The sequence below is a fragment of the Spirochaetae bacterium HGW-Spirochaetae-1 genome, from assembly GCA_002839375.1.
GTDB lineage: Bacteria > Spirochaetota > UBA4802 > UBA4802 > UBA5550 > PGXY01.
In genome coordinates, this window is record PGXY01000007.1 from 1 (window position 1) to 16190 (window position 16190).

Below are 16190 nucleotides of genomic sequence, written 5' to 3' on the forward strand. Positions count from 1 at the left end.
TCGTTTATTAATAAAACGAAGGAGCAGTGTGGGGATTGAATATAATTTGTTTAAAAGAAAGGGGTCAGAGCATTTTTTTTAAAGAAATAGGCTCTGACCCCTTTGTGGTTGTTCCTTTTCACTGAGGGGTCAGAGCTACTGTTCTTATTTTAAAAACTATCCTGTCGTGCTACTGAGACACTTCCTACACCTAAATCGTGTAACTAAGAAGTACAAAAAAAGCTGCCCTGATGGGCAGCCTTTTCTTTATGCAATTTTTGAATATGCTACTACGGTTGAACTTGTGCCGAATATCCGCCGTATACAACAGGATCCGGTGTCGTATTGACGGCACGTATCCTGACCGGGTAGCTGCCACCGCCGTAATTGGGGCTGTTAAAAGTCAGCGTAGCGGTATTCCCACCGGCCACATCTATGACATTCCAGACGTCCTGGCGATAATACTCAACCTGGTATGCAGTGGCCCCCTTGACAGCTGTCCAGGTGACCGTGTAGGTGTATGTCGCGTACCAGTCCCAGTTATAGCTAGAATCAACGGCCAGGTTTGTCGGCACCCTGAGCGTGAACGTGGCTGACCTGCCGTCACTCAATGCGCTCGATCCTATATCATTGACCGCTCTTACTTGGTAAAAGTATTCAACTCCCGCCTCGATGGTCCCTTCGTTAACGGCCAGTTCCTCAGTCATGCTGGTCCCGGTCTGGTTTTCACTGATCAGGTTGTAATCACCATCGATGCCATTATCGGACCGATAAATAGTGTACCGCTTCGTCCAGGAATCGGCAGCGGACCATGAAACAGTTATTGTCCCGGCATTATAATCCATGGAACTTACCAGGTTTCCAGGCACTCCGGGAACATCGGGATTAGCATACCCTTCCGCTGCCGTAGCATTCATGGCGCTTTCCATTTCATTTACACCCGACGTACTCCAGGCAGTAATCTTATAGAAAAATGTCGTCCGGTCAGATACCGGCGCCATGGACGTATCATCATAGGCAACATTCCCCTCTACTACAGCGGGAGATATCTTGTCGGCGACTATTACCGGAGATGTGAAAGTGCTGGAGGTGCTCCTGTAAATCGTATAACCGCCGTTTGCGCCTCCTACTTCGCTCCAGGTAATGGTGATTACATTGGTCATTCCCCTGGAAGCTCTTACAGTCGTCGGTGGATTCAACTCGGCAGGTATGCTTCTGTCGACGGATCCCGTTTCCGAAAGCCCGCTATCGCTCTGGCCGCCGGAACTGAGGGCGATTACCCTGTAATAGTATGGAGTCATGTCTTCTATTGTCGTATCCTTGTCCTCATAGACAAGCCCGGTGACGTTTTCGGCGATCATGGAATACTCGCCGGCGAAACCGCCCTCATCGGGGGCTCTCATGATGGTGTATGACGCGGCATAGTCCGCTTCAGTCCAGGTAATCCTGACCTTCTCACCGAAGGTGGCGTCTGTGGCGGATAATACCGGTGTTCCCGGCCAGACCGGCACCTGCTGCAGCGCGGATCCTGAGATTATTTCGCTCTGCGCGCCTTCACCATACTCATTGACAGGCACCACTTTATAGTAGTACTTAACGTCGGGATCAACCGTTGTATCGGTGAATGACGTTTCCGTAATATCCGCTGCGTTAATCTTCGCGTAGGTTCCGTACTTTACGTTGCACCGGTAAACATTATAGGAATCAGCGTTTATTACACCATCCCAGTTCAGGGTGATCTGTCCTATTTCGTTTACGGGAATACTCACCGATTCCGGAGACATCGGTGCACCCTTCAAGGCAAAACCCATTACCTCGGCACTGGGAGCGCCCCATATAGATCCTCTGGCGGCCGCTACTCTGTAATAGAAAGTCCTCCCCGAACTTACGGGCGTATCGCTGTATGAAAGGCCGGTTACAGCGCTGGCAATGGCCTTGAACGATTCAGGCGTTTCAATTGCTTTGTATATCACGTAGTACCGGGCTCCTTCAACAGCGTCCCAGTTTAAGAGAACGCTGTCTTCCAGAGTCCCCTGCGTTGCACTGACACTGGATGGCGCAACAAGAGGCGTTCCATCCCCGGCATCCGAGCTTGTAACAGTATCGGTGCCGCAGGCGGACAGAACAAACGCCAGGAAACCGGTTATCAAGAGAGATTTAAAAAAACTTTTCAGTTTCATATTCATGCGCTCCTTTAAAAACTTTCAAATCGCAGTGCAGACAAGGTTCATCTGCCCCTGATCCTTATTTGTCTCTATTTTCTTCTAAAAAATCGTTTTCTTTCCGGCTTCGCTGTCAGTTCCCGAATCACCGCCGAACATCCTGTATGTCACGCCTATGGAAACACTGTACCTGCTCTCCTTGAAAGTCTTGTTCATGTAGCTGTTTGTTCCATCGGTCACTTTGACATACAGAACGTAATAAGTTGTCGCCTCTTGGAAATACTGATAAAAAGCGCCGATGTTGATATCCAGTCGCTCATTTACGCTGAATTTCGCTCCCGCACCGATCGTATGTGAACTGAGCAGCATGTCGGCCTCGTCGCGCTTTTCGGGCTTGATGCCGAAGTCGTTATAGAGATACCCTGTGCTGAGGGTTATCTGCGGACTGAGGATGAATTCCACACCGCCCCCAGCCTGGAAGCCCATATTGTAGTCCTTTTCCCTGCCATCTAGGTCGCGCAGCTGGCGGAAGGAGACCTGCGCCGAAGAGAGAAGCTTGAGCCAGTCAAAGAGCAGGTAGGATAGTCCCAGGTTGACCGTGGGCGCGTAGGTAACTTTCAGGTTTTTCGTTCCATTGCCGTGCGCATAGCCGGTGCCGCCATTGAAATCGTGATTTGATGTGCCGTCCTTGAATATATCGATATTGCCGCTTGACTCCACCGTGGCGGGAGCCATGAGGCTGTTCGTTTTCTTTTTCAGCTCCATGGGCAGGTAGTACTCCAGCCTTAGCGCTGCGTCCAGTCCTTTCAGGGCCGGGACCAGGGCTTCGGGCCTGAAGTGCGTCCCCAGGATAATGCCGTAGCCGATTCCCTTTGTATCGGTATCGATGTCCCAGTCATCGCCATCTTCTTGTGAAAGCCCGGTTCCCGCGCCAACTGGATCATAGATAATATAACTTGTATCTGTGACCTTGACCGACATGTTACCCGTAGCGTATATCACCCTGAACCCTCCCCCGGCCGAGAGCCAGTTCAGCAGCTTGTACGCCCCGCCCAGGGTAGCCCCGATGTACATCTCATTTCTTACCGCCTCGGCATCCCTCGAACACTGGTACATGACATTATCATTGCTAGCATTGGTTAAACCTGTATATTTGCCCAGAAGTATGCCCCAATCAAGCACGGCAAGGCCATCTCCGAAGGTCATGTCCGTTGCGGCCTGCATAACAGCGATATCAAGATAGGCGGCCCAGTTGTCCTGCTTCCATACTACATCGAATCCCGGCAGAACGGGAGCGGTAAGTCTGGCACCGTATTCATCAGGCAGGTTTCCCTTCCATGAAGGTAAAGTATTCATTGTTGGTTCAGGACCCATCAGCCCGGAATTCTCATTATCAATAGCATAGTAATTCATGGTGTGAGTTTTTTCCACATGATAGGTCTGGCTGGAAAAATTTATATACAGTCCGTTCCGGGCCATGAAGGCCAGGCCCGCCGGGTTATAAAAGGCCGCGTCAGGATCAATTGACGTATTCCTGTTCAGAGACCTCACATACTCCGTTGAATGGTTGGTCATCACACCGTCCTCCTGGTTGAGCTTGGACGCGTTACCGGCCATTCCCTGGAGAAGAAGCGCCAGGCTTATTCCGGCCATAAAAAATCTTTTTTTGATAAAATTTGGCATTATAATATCTTCCTTTTTCAATTTATCATATCCCGGAACGGCCTTATGCCGTCCTGGACACAGCACTCTGTCACTGTCCGTCACTCCAGGGCTCAAACCAGTTGTAGACGTTGTCGAACGGATATGGCCTGTTTGCCGCAAAGCTGTAATACTGCAGGTGCCATTCCTCTATTCCAAGATACCTGATCCCTGTATAGGAGTCGGGATCCTCTGCCGGATCGGCGTTGACAACCCTAAGATGGTAATCCAGTTCAGCCACGTTCTCACCGGCCGCAGTCCTGACATGGAAGGGAGGATTCAGGGTATAATCCCAGCCATCCTTGACAAAAATGCTCTCCAGGTCCGCCGTATGCGCCCCGTTTATAACAATGCCGCCGTCGTTGTACAGGTATCCCAGTTTTCCATCATTGTAATTGGTGAGGGTGATAGTGCTCACGGGAGCCGTGGTCACCACCCAGTTGACATGCCCAGACACGTAACCGTCACGATCAAATGTCCCCGGCTGCGGCTTGGTCCATGTTTCCTTTGAATTATCCATAGAGGGCCCGTATATACCCCAGTAGAATTCATCGGTGTTAAGCAGCTTGGCGTAGAGCCTGTATGTCTTAGTCGCTCCGCTGGCCGCTGTTACGGTAATGCTCACCACGGTCACATAGCCTGCGTCAAGATCAATGGTCGCAGTGGCAGTGCCGCCCGTATAATTCTGAGTCGATACGACTCCTGCCGCGGCACCGGCTGTTCCGAAATACCTTACTGCGGCGAATTGTACGCCTGAAGCCGCCGAATCATCAACCGCTGCCGTGACCGTTATGGAGCTGAAACCGTAAATTACCGTCACGTAGTCCGTTATGGACTTGGTAAACCGGACAGAGTTGGGATCATGATACGTGCCGTCACCGCGGTTGAACGTACCGGGATGTACAGGCCTGGTGCTCATGGCGCCCATTCCCACCCTGAGGCTCTTCAGATCAGCATTGGCGCTTGCGGTGCTGACAGTCGCTGTTATTTCATAATCCTTCATAGTGCCGCTGTCAGGATTTTCCACCATGATTAAAATCGAATTATAGCCCTCGTTGAGCGAGATCGCGCTCAGGTCAGCAGCAGGTGTTCCGTTGACTGACACTGCGACTGTCGCCGAAGAGGACTCGGCCTGTACCACAAGAGTCACGGGGATCATGGAGGCGCTGAGAGATACCGAGTATAATGTGGTGTCTTTATCAAAATCCGGGTTAATAGAGGTCCCTGTAATCGACAGGGCCACAAGATCAGCCGTTGTGGTGACCTGCTGTCTGAACACGTTCAGGGTATAGGTCTCGCTGGTCACACCGTCACCGGCGGTACAGATTGCCTCGATGACATTCATACCGGAAACAAGAGGAATCGAGCTCCAGTCGGCAACCTCGTCGCTATTGGCCCTCAGTTCCACAACGGCTCCATCACCGGCGGCGGATGCATAAGCCGTTACATCTATGTTATCCTCGTTAACGCTCGCGGAAAAAGACCTGTTGCCGCCGGCAGGATCAAAAGCTGGCGTCAGGTCAGCTCCATTAATTGAGAGCTCAGAAAGCGTAGCATCGGCATGCCCTGCCGTATGCCGGTTCACTCGGATGGTGTAAGCCAGTTCCTGCCCATCCTGAGCCACGACAGTAATGATAACTATATTCTCTCCCACCTCAAGGCTGATAGGTCCCGAGGGGTCTCTGTTTGTCAGCTCGGTTCCAAAATCGGGATCACCCAGGTATATCCTGGCCCAGGAATCCTTCTTCTCCGCAGTTACTGTAATTGTATTTATCCCGTTTGGGACATCAAGTTCATTCTCCCATTCGCCTGGAGAGAAGGGATATTTCAGAGCAAGCTTCGTTGCGTTGGGATCATCTTCATTATACAGTGAAGGGGCATCTACGGTCAGACTTGTTATAAAATAGTCTGAGCTCAGACCATCATCCATGTCTCCCACCATAACCCCTGCAGTCTCCACATCGCAGCCTGATAAAACCGCAATAAATAATACCGCATAAATCATTAAATACTTCCTGATAAGCTTCATAGAACCTCCATTCTAAATGTAAACCGGCAATTCAGTATGTTTTGTATTTTCAATTTTCCACAACCAGACTGATTATTTTTTTAATATCTAGAACCGTCCAGACGGTCTCATGCACTCTTTTAAAAAAAGGCATTTTTGAAATGCCCTGTTCCGATCACTAAATCCGGTTCATTCTATAATAACGTATAATGCTAATAAAATAATACATTCTCCATAATTGTCAAGATTTTTTACCGCAGAAACTCCAATAATACTACATTAACGAACATATAACCTATTTTTTTGGATAATATCAGAATCTGATCAGGATTTTATCATAAAACCAATCCACTTGGGCTTTTCCCAAGACCGATATCATTTTTCACTTGCAAAAGAGGCTCTGACCCCACATACATCGTCGAGGCTCTGACCCCGGTACATGTTATTTAAGGAATGATAAAAAACTTACATGAAGGAACTTTTATGAAATTTTTCCGTAAAAAAGTACCCCTGGCGCTTTTCTCATCACTACTGATGGTACTGGCCTTTCCAAGCCATGACATCTATCCCCTGCTCTGGATTGGATTTATTCCGCTTCTCATGGCCATGGAGGATACAACCGTACGGGAATCGTACTGGCTGGGCCTCATCACGGGATGGGCCGGTATTTGTGGTGCCTATCCCTGGCTGAGCCATGTGACCAAAATATACATGGAAGCCCCTGTACCGGCGAACTACCTGATATGGATACTCTATGGCTTCTATCATGGGCAGCTCTTCGGCCTTGCAGCGGCGCTTTTTACCTGGGCGCGGAAGAAAACGGCGCTGCCCGTTATCGTCATTTTCCCGATTATAATGACGGGCCTCTGGACCATCTTTCCGGCCCTGTTTTTCTTCAACCTGGGAAACGGCACAACGGGCTTCATCACAGCCCTGCAGGGCATTGATATCACCGGCATCTACGGTCTGGATTATATAATTGTCCTGTGCAGTGCCTTCATATACAGCATCATCCGGCATAAAAAATTAAAAACACCGGGGATAATCCTGGCCGGGGCTGCCATTATTCTCATGGTCTGGTTCAGCTACGGGATATATGCCCTGCATACATGGCGGGAGGCTCTGACCCCCGGGGAAACGAAAAAAATTGGCATCGTTCAGCCCAACCGCCCGTCATCGCTCTTCATACTCCCTCCCGAAGAGGGTTACAGTACCACCTATCCCCTGGAGATGGCCCTGAGCAAGGCACTGATCGGGGACAGACCCGACCTCATCATCTGGCCCGAAGGCAATTTTTACGGCTATTTCGAGGATATTTCCGTACGACTGGCCTTTATGAAACAGGTCCGCGACTGGGGGATTCCCCTGCTCTTCCATGATTATCCCTGGGACCTGGGCGCTACGGGCAAACTGTACCGGAACAGTTCCGTCCTCATCAGGGATGACGGCTCCTACGGCGGCCGCTATGACAAGCGCTTCATCGTTCCCTTCGGCGAATACATACCTTTTGTCAACTACGACTGGTCCATCATTCAAAGCCTGGAACTGCCGCCGCCGCTGACTCCCGGGAAGGGCCCCGTGACTTTCCACGCCGGCGGCATGAAAATTGATCCCCTCATCTGTTACGAAACACAGTTCAGCGCCTTTGTAGCCGATTCCCTCGGGAAGGACCCGCAGGGAAAGATAATCACGGTTCAAAGCAATGACGGGTGGTACGGCCGTGGATCGGAAGCGGCCCAGCAGAATTCCTCGATAATACTGCGGGCCGTAGAGAACAGGGTTCCCGTCATCCATGTAGTCAACAACGGTCCCTCCATGGCGGCGGGACCCGATGGCCGGGTCCTGTTCAGTTACGGTTTCTGGGAAAGGGGCAGTTGGATAGCATCGATCCCCTATAATGAAAAGAGCGGTGGTTCCTTCTATACCAGGCATCCCGCCCTTTTTACGACTTTGATGCGGATATTCTTTATAGTGCTAATCGCATGGGTGATATTCAGGAACAGAATTACCGCACCCAGATCACCCGGTCGTTCTTGACTCCCTGGGATACGATAAAATCCCGATACTTGGCGTCGATCTTGGTACCGTCAAGAACGGCCCCATAGAGACGGGCCTGGCGCAGATTGGTGCTGCTCAGGTCGGCGCCGGAAAGATTGGCCCCCCGCAGATCACAGTTGGTGAGATCGGCACCGCTGAAATCAACGCCGGAAAGGTTGGCATTGCTGAGATCGGCATCCTCCAGGCGTGATCCGATGATTTTAGCCCCGCTCAGGTCCGCTCCACGAAGTTTTACCATGCTCATTTCCGCTCCGTTCATTTCGGCGTTAGAAAGAGACGCATTGACAAAATTAACACCGCTGAGATTGGCACCGTTCATGCGAGCCTGAGGTATCTTCTTCCCGCCCAGGTCCACGCGGGTAAGCCGGGAAAAATAAAATTTTGTATTACTAATAGTGGCATTCTTCAGCCTTGAATCCCGCAAATCGGCGCCGAAAAAATTGACACCGTTGATCTCGGCATTATTGAAATCGGCGTCGATAATAAATGCCCCGCTCATATCCACATCTATCAGCCGGGCTTCCTCGAACTTGGCCTTTTTCAGCGTGGCCCGTATAAAATCGGCCCCTTTAAGGTCAGCCCGGGTAAAGTCGGCGCCGGTAAGATCCGATCCATAAAAACGGGCACCGCGCAGATCCGCCCCCCGGAAGGTGACATTACGCAGATCGGCATTTCTTAGATCAGCATTCGCCATTTTTACCGCACTCAGGTCGGCTCCGGCGCACTTGGCGTCCCGGAAGTCTGTCTCTTCGCAGATCGCTCCCGTGAGGTTTGCCGATTCCAGGTTTGCTGCCCTGAAGCTGCTTTTATTTATCGAGGCTTTGCTCAGATTGGTCTTTTTAAGCAGCGCCTCGTTCAGGTTGGCCCTTTCCATGACTACGTTGCTCAGGTCAAAACCGCTAAAATCCCGTTTCTGAAAATCGGACCCGGAAAGGCTTTTGCTGCCCTCCTGCAATTTCTTCATATCCTTGTCGGCACTGGAACAGCCGTATATCATAAAAGTGATTGTTATCATGCAGAAAAGCTTATTTTTCACGCTCATTCTCTTTCTCCTTGGATTATGCCTGATACTTTATAGTACATATACTGGTAATTAATCAATACAATTTTGCCCGGGCAGTGCAAATACCCGATATTCACCTCATCGGGGTCAGAGCCTGTTTCAGACATAAAAATTTATACCTGAAACAATAAGTTTTTTCTTTCCTTTTATATTTAATTATGCATGATAGTTGCGATTATTGAATCTACGGTGGAAAGGGCATTAAAACCGGACACAGGCAGGTTCCTGCAGTCCCGGTCACGCTGTACCGCACCACTTTACCTGAAAAAAGGAGACGGCAATGAGCAATTCACTCAACATCGAAACCCATAAGACAATCAATCACAACCTCTGCGGAACACCTAAAAAGATATCGGCGGGAGAGTCGCTCATAGAGATGAAAACGACCAAGGATATGGCCGTTGACAATAAGGGTCTGGTCCATGGAGGGTTCATCTTCGGGCTGGCCGACCATGCTGCCATGCTGGCGGTGAACCATCCCTTCGTGGTGCTCTCAGGATCCAGTTGCAGGTTCCTGAAACCCGCCATGCCGGGACAGCTGCTCATTGCCGAAGGAAAAATCATCGATGAAGACGGCAGGAAAAAGACCGCCAGGGTCACGGTGCGCAGGGAAAATGAAATCATTTTTACCGGTGATTTCACCTGCGTTGTCCTGGAAAATCACGTGCTGTCACCGGTTCAGCAAAGTTCCTGAAATTTTTTGCGCTTAATCCTGCATAGTATAAAAGGAGAGCCAGGATGAGATTAAACGGCGGCGATATCATTGCCATGACCCTGAAAAATCAGGGAATTTCCCATGTATTCACCCTTTGTGGAGGCCACATCTCACCGATCCTGGTGGGATGCAAAAAACAGGGACTGACTATCATTGATGTGCGCCACGAGGTGAACGCGGTTTTCGCCGCCGACGCCATGGCACGGCTTACAGGCAGACCAGGCGTGGCCGTCGTGACAGCGGGTCCCGGCGTCACCAACACCATCACTGCGGTCAAAAACGCCCTCATGGCCCAGGTGCCCCTCATCCTCCTGGGAGGAGCCGCTGCAACAGTCATCAAGGGCCGCGGTTCCCTGCAGGATATTGACCAGTTGTCGCTCTTCAAAACCGTGACGAAAATGGCCGTATCGTTAAAGAGAAGCTGTGATATCATCCCCGTCCTGGAGAAAGCCATGACGATTGCCCTCTCGGGCGTTCCCGGCCCGGTCTTTATTGAGTGTCCCATCGATCTTCTCTATGACCCGGAACTGGTCAGGAAATGGTACGGCAAAGCCTCGACGCCGGGAAATAAAGGTGATCTGAAAAGCAGGCTCCTATCGTGGTACCTGAACCGCCATGTCGATGCGATGTTCGCCTGTGACTTCTCCGATATGCACCCCCACGATCTGCCGGCCCGCGTTCTTCCGGTGCCGGAAAGAAAAATCCTGAGAGCATATAAAGCCGTCAAAAAGACCCGGCGTCCCGTCATGATAATCGGAAGCCAGGCCATGCTGCACCCTTCAGGGGTTTCCCGCCTGGCAGCGGCCGTTGAATCGATGGGAATACCGGTCTTTCTTACCGGTTCAGCCAGGGGACTGCTGGGCACCGACAGCGCTGTCCAGGTCCATCACCACAGAAGGGAAGCGCTGCAGCAGGCCGACACCGTCATCCTGGCCGGGATGCCCTGCGACTTCCGGCTTGATTACGGGCGGTCCATTAACCGGAAGGCCCGCCTCATTTCGGTAAACCGAAGCAGGCAAGACCTGTACCTGAACCGAAGGCCCAACCTGGCGGTTCACTCCGACCCGTTTCTTTTTATCCTGGGACTTGCGGCGCAGTTCACTTCTCATATCATGAACCATCAGGCCTGGCTTGACGAACTGAAGAGGAAAGACACCATTAGAGAAAAGGAAATCGTTTCCCTTTCAGGAAAAAAAACAGAAGGGATCAACCCGCTGTTCCTGCTGAGAAGACTGGAGGAATTTCTGAGTGACGATTCCATTATCGTGGCCGACGGCGGTGACTTCGTAGCTTCGGCGGCATATATCCTTAATCCCCGCAATCCCCTTTCATGGCTTGATCCCGGCGTATTCGGAACGCTGGGTGTTGGAGCGGGATTCGCCATGGGTGCCCGTTGCGTTCATCCCGAAAAAGAGATCTGGATCATTTACGGCGACGGAGCCGCAGGATACAGCCTTCAGGAGTTCGACACCTTTGTCCGCCACGGCCTGCCCGTCATCGGTCTTATCGGCAATGACGCGGCCTGGTCGCAGATCGTCCGCGACCAGGTTGAGTATCTTCATGACGACGTGGCTACATCGCTGCGTCATTCCGATTATCATCTCGTGGCTGAAGGATTCGGAGCGAAAGGGTATCTGCTGGACCGGAAGGAAAAAATCGATTCCGTATTCAGCAGTGCACGCAAAATGGCGCACCGGGGCACGCCGGTCCTTATCAACGCCATTACAGGAACAACGGATTTCCGTAAAGGATCGGTTTCGATGTAGCTTTTAAGGAACCTCTAAAAACAGGGTTTCTTATGCCTGCAAAGCAGGCAGTTCCAGAAGTGAAATCACACAGGATACAGATAAAGACTTTAATAGAAGAAAACACTCTGTCAACTGGATCAGTAAAATTTTTATTATGATTGCTTTTCTGCAGGCATGGCTCTATTCTTTGCAATCTGAAGTACCTACTTCAGAAAAATCAGGCACCTATGCACACATTCAGCAAACGAAGGTATTTTTTAATAATCCTTGCCGGTCTTATCCTGCCCGTACTACTGTCGGGCATGGCGGCCGCCATCCCGGAGTCCATACTGGCCGTGGACAGGATTGCCGAGAAGGTCCCCCTGACATCCTTTCTCGAATATTATGCCGATCCCTCGGGATATCTCACCCTTGAAGATATGCAGACACCGTCGTTTGATAAAGAATTTAAAAAAATGACGGGGCATAAACCGGGATTCGGCTATTCCCATTCATCGTACTGGTTCAGGCTTCGTATTGTTAATAAAAGCAAAGACCCGGTCTCCTGGTACCTGGAATGGGAATATCCTCTCACGGATATTATCGACTTCCACCTTCCATCGGCCGACGGGTATAAAACTGTTACCGTGGGGGACGCCCTTCCCTTTGCATTGCGCCCCTTTAATTACAGGACTTTCATAATACCGGTGAAAACAGAAAAAGGGACTCACTCTATCTACATGCGGGTAAAAACCAAGGGCTCCCTTATTGTTTCGCTTAATGCCTGGGCGGCTGAAATGTTCTATCCGTCAAAATACGGGGAATTTAAGACTCTCTGGTTCTTTTACGGATTCATGCTGGCAATGATATCCTACAACATTGTCATTTTCATCTGGCTCCGGCAGCGGGTATATCTGTTCCTTTCACTCTTTACGATTTCCTTTTCGGTATACACCATGATTCACAACGGACTGGCCTTCCAGTACCTGTGGCCAGCCAGTCCGGGCTGGGGAAACTCCAGCAACCCGGTTATCGCTTTCGTCGCTTCCATTCTGGCACTCCAGTTCGCCAGAACCTTCCTCGAAACGAAAAAGGAGGCACCCATACCCGATCGGGCCCTCAAGACCCTGATGATCACCGGCGGAGCGAATATCCTGCTCATGCTTTTCATTGATTACTATTATGCCTCGCAGTTGTCCACGGTGCAGGTCACGCTTTCCATGATAGCCCTCCTGGGCACCTCCCTGTATCTGCTGAAAAAGGGAAGCCGCGAAGCACTTTTCTATATCCTTTCATGGCTCTTTCTCTTTATCACCATCATGCTCCACATAATGCGCGCCTTCGGCATAATGGAAAGAACCATCCTGTCGGTCTGGGGATATTATTTCGGCGGATCCCTCATGATCCTCCTCCTTTCCCTGGGGATCGCCGACAAGCTGAGGACGCTGATTACGGAACGCGAGAGGTCTCAGGCCGAACTCTACACGGCGCAGCGGCTTATGGCGGTCCAGCTGGAACAGAAGGTCCTGGAACGGACCGAAGAACTGAAAAAGGCCCATGAACAGATTAACATGACTTACGAGGAAATGAAAAAGGACCTCCAGCTGGCGCGCACAATTCAGATGAATATCCTTCCCGATCCTGTGGAGGTTATCGGCGGTCTTCATTTCTGCGTCGAGTATATGCCTCTCATAGAAATAGGCGGCGACATCTACGACATCCATGAACTGGACGATGGGACCGTCAGGATTCTTCTGGCCGACGCAACAGGCCACGGAATCGTCGCATCCCTCATCACCATGCTTATCAAGAGCGAGTATGAACCGCTGAAAATAGAAAGCCCCGATCCCAGGACTATAATATATTCACTGAATGAAATCTTCTGTACTAAATACAAATCCCTGGAGATATTTTTTACCGGCCTGGTCATTGACATCAACAGGTCAAGGAATAAACTCACCTATTGCTCGGCGGGACATATGCCCCAGTACCTTATAATGAGCAAGTGTATCACGGACATACAGCGCACGGGAAGAGCCATCGGAATCATTAACAACATTGATTGTTATGAAAGGATACTGGACCTGGAGGAAAAATTTAAAATTCTTCTTTTTACCGACGGTCTCATCGAGGAAATGAATCAGAAAAGCACGTCCTTCGGCGATGAGAAGTTGAGAAGCATTGTTACCAGGCATTCTGAACGTCCGGTCCGGAACATCATCCAGGAAGTTTTACAACAGGTGTTTTCATCGATACATGATGAAAACCAGTGGGATGATATCACCATTATAGGCATTGAATAGTATCTGAAAAATCCGTAAATGTATTGACAATTTTCAACCAATCCCCTATGCCACAGCCATCGCACTAATCCAGAACAAGGAGATTACCATGAGTCTTCTCGAAAAAATCGAAGCTGAAATGAAAGAGGCGCTCAAGGCCGGAGATACGGTCAGGTCTGACACACTGAAAATGCTGAAAACCGATATCACCTACGAGAAAGCAAAAACAGGAGAAACCGTTTCCGATGAAAAAATCCTCGAGGTAATAGCCCGGGCTGCAAAAAAAAGGAAAGAGGCCATGACGGAGTACCGGAAGGCAAACCGTGAGGACCTGGCTTCCCGCGAGGCCCAGGAGCTGGCCCTCATCGAGGCCTATCTGCCGGAACAGATGGCCGAAGAAGATATCAAAAAATATGTCGCGGACCTCGTTGCTTCCATGGGCGGAGTCACTAAAAAGGATTTCGGCCGTGTCATGGGACAGGCCATGAAGGACCTTAAAGGCAAGGCCGATGGAGTCCTGGTGAAAAAAATCATCACTGAGAGCCTGGGAGAATAACAGAACGGGCTACTTTTTACTGCACGATGAATATACGAGGTCGTGCACATCCTCGCAGCTTACTATACCCCGGTACACGGGACAATCGCGGCACGAGGGATAGGGATGGAGGCATTTTTCATTCGAGGCCCAGCAGGGACGCGTTCGTACATTATAGGCAGGACATTCACTTCCATTCCTGGAGCCGCACTTTCTCAGCTTCCAGCAGGGCACAAAGGCGAGGATTCTCCTGATTCCTTCGAAGTTGAGGCCTTCTTCCTGTATCATTTTTTTGATACACCGCGTCTTCTCCAGTTCCAGGTCCGAATAGAGCCTTCTTCCCGTTTCTGTTTTAAAGGGAATCAGCAGGCCTTCGGCTTCGTAAAGACGCAGGGCATGGACCGAGACGCCCAGTTTCGCCGCCGCCACACCAATGGTGTAGACCGGTTCATAAAAATCACGTTCGAACCTTTCCCGGCCAGCTGCTTTGTTTTTGTCCTGTTTTATATCCACCACTGCCATATTATATCCCGTCTCTCAAACACCTTACTTCTTCGCAGCCAGTTTTACAGAGTCATCCCTAATAGTCAATATATATACTGTTCCGTTTATTCAAATACCTTTCGGCAAAAAAGCCCGAAAGGTATAATTGCGGTTAACCATGAGACTCGCTTTAACTCTCTTTGTCTCAACAGCCTTCCAGTTTTTTCTTTTTGCTTTTCGGTTTTACCGCGCCGCTACCTTTACTGTCAGTGCTCTTCACCGGATTGTCCGTTGATTTCACCGCATTTCCACCCCCGAAGTATGAAGATATGGATGCGGCAAGATTATACTTCAATATCTCATCATCAGAGGAATCCTTTGCCGGTTCAGGATTGAGTATGGCCGCGACCCAGTGATTGAATCCGCCTTCCAGAACATAAGCATCCTTTCCGGCCGCCTTAAGCACAAGCCATGCCTGGTGGGCGTGAGAATTGCCGTTGGAATAGAGAATGATCATTTTCGAATCGCTGAGATCCGTATCAATCGTGCTTCGTTTTAAAAGATTCTCCAGCGGGATATTTTCCGATGTTTTAATGTTTCCCTTCGCATATTCCTCGGAATTGCGAATATCGATGAGCTGATAATCGGTTTTACCTTCGATAATCCACTGCGACAGATCCTGCGGCGATACCTGATCGCCTTTTTCATTTATCGTTTTTGCCATCACCTCGGGCTCGAAACGATATTTATTTTTACTGGAGCCGGGAAGGAACAGCATGATCACCGCCAGGATAAGAGCCGTGTAAACCGCGATCTGCCTGTTTTCTAGTTTTAATTTCATATCTCTACCTCTTTGAATCGTTACGTCGCTATTCGACTATTTCACCGTATTTCTTTTCAACCCATTCCGCACCGAAAAAACCACCCAGGGCGATGAGGACAACAACAAATCCGACAACACCCGCCGAGACTCCTAAATATTCATAGATGGTCACGGTCCCCATGAACCCGCTGTATTTACCGCTGTAAAAGGCATCGATGGAGGGGGCTATCTCGCCGAAGACAAACATGCCGAGAAATATCCCTGCCAGGTAAAAAACGGCATCAACCTTCAGGGTGGCAAGACCGGCAAAAGATGTGCCGGGACAGTATCCGCCGATGGCGAAGCCAAAACCCATTATCACGCCACCGGCGATGCCGGACCAAAGATAGGTTGGATTGATCAGCATGCTGTTCACGTCGAGCCATCCAAAGGCATCTAAAAATATAATCCCTGCCATGGCCGTAATTATTGCCGTAAACATTACTTTAAAAACCGTCAGGTCCTTGAAATAGAATTGCCAGGCCAGCTTCCGTGAATTACCGAAACCTCCGCTCTCCAGGGCGAAGCCGAAGCCGATGCCGATCACAAAAGCAAAAACAAAATTTATTCCGTTACTCCAATTGCCGAATACCGCTAATGGTGCAAACATATCCT

At 50.1% G+C, this 16190-nt stretch carries 12 protein-coding genes; 5 read left to right on the top strand and 7 right to left on the bottom strand.

Annotation, left to right across the window (positions count from 1 at the left end; genetic code table 11):
- Nucleotides 1-269: 269 nt before the first annotated feature.
- From CVV44_13705 to CVV44_13715, 3 genes are all read right to left on the bottom strand, one after another.
- Nucleotides 270-2165, bottom strand: a complete 1896-nt coding sequence (locus CVV44_13705; GenBank protein PKL37405.1) for a hypothetical protein — start codon at nucleotides 2163-2165, stop codon at nucleotides 270-272.
- 78 nt (nucleotides 2166-2243) lie between these two features.
- On the bottom strand, nucleotides 2244-3845 hold the full coding sequence (locus tag CVV44_13710; GenBank protein PKL37406.1) for a hypothetical protein: 1602 nt from the start codon (nucleotides 3843-3845) through the stop codon (nucleotides 2244-2246).
- 49 nt (nucleotides 3846-3894) lie between these two features.
- Entirely contained in the window at nucleotides 3895-5871 is a 1977-nt protein-coding gene (locus CVV44_13715) for a hypothetical protein (protein ID PKL37407.1), read from the bottom strand.
- 432 nt (nucleotides 5872-6303) lie between these two features.
- Here CVV44_13715 and lnt point away from each other — a divergent pair, with 432 nt between their 5' ends.
- Complete coding sequence (gene lnt, locus CVV44_13720; protein ID PKL37408.1) at nucleotides 6304-7887, top strand: apolipoprotein N-acyltransferase; 1584 nt, start codon at nucleotides 6304-6306, stop codon at nucleotides 7885-7887.
- On the opposite strand, the gene CVV44_13725 is transcribed toward lnt, so the two are convergent.
- The gene (locus tag CVV44_13725; protein PKL37409.1) at nucleotides 7856-8950 is read right to left on the bottom strand and encodes a hypothetical protein; all 1095 of its coding nucleotides are present in this window, start codon (nucleotides 8948-8950) and stop codon (nucleotides 7856-7858) included. The genes lnt and CVV44_13725 overlap by 32 nt on opposite strands.
- Nucleotides 8951-9251: 301 nt before the next feature.
- On the opposite strand from CVV44_13725, the gene CVV44_13730 reads away from it, so the two are divergent.
- The 4 genes from CVV44_13730 to CVV44_13745 all read left to right on the top strand — a co-directional run bounded on the left by CVV44_13730 (nucleotide 9252) and on the right by CVV44_13745 (nucleotide 14251).
- Nucleotides 9252-9665 carry a thioesterase gene (locus CVV44_13730; GenBank protein PKL37410.1) on the top strand — a complete coding sequence of 138 codons (414 nt, stop codon included), beginning with the start codon at nucleotides 9252-9254 and terminating at the stop codon, nucleotides 9663-9665.
- Between the two features lie 44 nt (nucleotides 9666-9709).
- Nucleotides 9710-11452, top strand: coding sequence for an acetolactate synthase (locus CVV44_13735; GenBank protein ID PKL37411.1), 1743 nt, complete (start codon nucleotides 9710-9712; stop codon nucleotides 11450-11452).
- Nucleotides 11453-11661: 209 nt separating this feature from the next.
- Entirely contained in the window at nucleotides 11662-13716 is a 2055-nt protein-coding gene (locus tag CVV44_13740) for a hypothetical protein (GenBank protein PKL37412.1), read from the top strand.
- A gap of 88 nt (nucleotides 13717-13804) precedes the next feature.
- Nucleotides 13805-14251 (top strand): glutamyl-tRNA amidotransferase, encoded by a 447-nt coding sequence (locus CVV44_13745; GenBank protein ID PKL37413.1) that lies wholly within the window; start codon nucleotides 13805-13807, stop codon nucleotides 14249-14251.
- A gap of 9 nt (nucleotides 14252-14260) precedes the next feature.
- Here CVV44_13745 and CVV44_13750 read toward each other — a convergent pair whose 3' ends face one another.
- The 3 genes from CVV44_13750 to CVV44_13760 form a co-directional block, all read right to left on the bottom strand.
- Nucleotides 14261-14752: a MerR family transcriptional regulator gene (locus tag CVV44_13750; protein PKL37414.1), complete on the bottom strand. Its 492-nt coding sequence runs from the start codon at nucleotides 14750-14752 to the stop codon at nucleotides 14261-14263.
- 166 nt (nucleotides 14753-14918) lie between these two features.
- Entirely contained in the window at nucleotides 14919-15554 is a 636-nt protein-coding gene (locus CVV44_13755; protein ID PKL37415.1) for a hypothetical protein, read from the bottom strand.
- Nucleotides 15555-15582: 28 nt separating this feature from the next.
- On the bottom strand, nucleotides 15583-16185 hold the full coding sequence (locus CVV44_13760; GenBank protein PKL37416.1) for a sulfurtransferase: 603 nt from the start codon (nucleotides 16183-16185) through the stop codon (nucleotides 15583-15585).
- Nucleotides 16186-16190: the final 5 nt, after the last annotated feature.

Coding starts and splice junctions, on each gene's coding strand:
- CVV44_13705 (PKL37405.1), bottom strand. CDS start 2,165: ATGAATATGAAACTGAAAAGTTTTTTTAAATCTCTCTTGATAACCGGT.
- CVV44_13750 (PKL37414.1), bottom strand. CDS start 14,752: ATGGCAGTGGTGGATATAAAACAGGACAAAAACAAAGCAGCTGGCCGG.
- CVV44_13730 (PKL37410.1), top strand. CDS start 9,252: ATGAGCAATTCACTCAACATCGAAACCCATAAGACAATCAATCACAAC.
- CVV44_13760 (PKL37416.1), bottom strand. CDS start 16,185: ATGTTTGCACCATTAGCGGTATTCGGCAATTGGAGTAACGGAATAAAT.
- CVV44_13745 (PKL37413.1), top strand. CDS start 13,805: ATGAGTCTTCTCGAAAAAATCGAAGCTGAAATGAAAGAGGCGCTCAAG.
- CVV44_13755 (PKL37415.1), bottom strand. CDS start 15,554: ATGAAATTAAAACTAGAAAACAGGCAGATCGCGGTTTACACGGCTCTT.
- CVV44_13725 (PKL37409.1), bottom strand. CDS start 8,950: ATGAGCGTGAAAAATAAGCTTTTCTGCATGATAACAATCACTTTTATG.
- CVV44_13715 (PKL37407.1), bottom strand. CDS start 5,871: ATGAAGCTTATCAGGAAGTATTTAATGATTTATGCGGTATTATTTATT.
- lnt (PKL37408.1), top strand. CDS start 6,304: ATGATAAAAAACTTACATGAAGGAACTTTTATGAAATTTTTCCGTAAA.
- CVV44_13740 (PKL37412.1), top strand. CDS start 11,662: ATGCACACATTCAGCAAACGAAGGTATTTTTTAATAATCCTTGCCGGT.
- CVV44_13735 (PKL37411.1), top strand. CDS start 9,710: ATGAGATTAAACGGCGGCGATATCATTGCCATGACCCTGAAAAATCAG.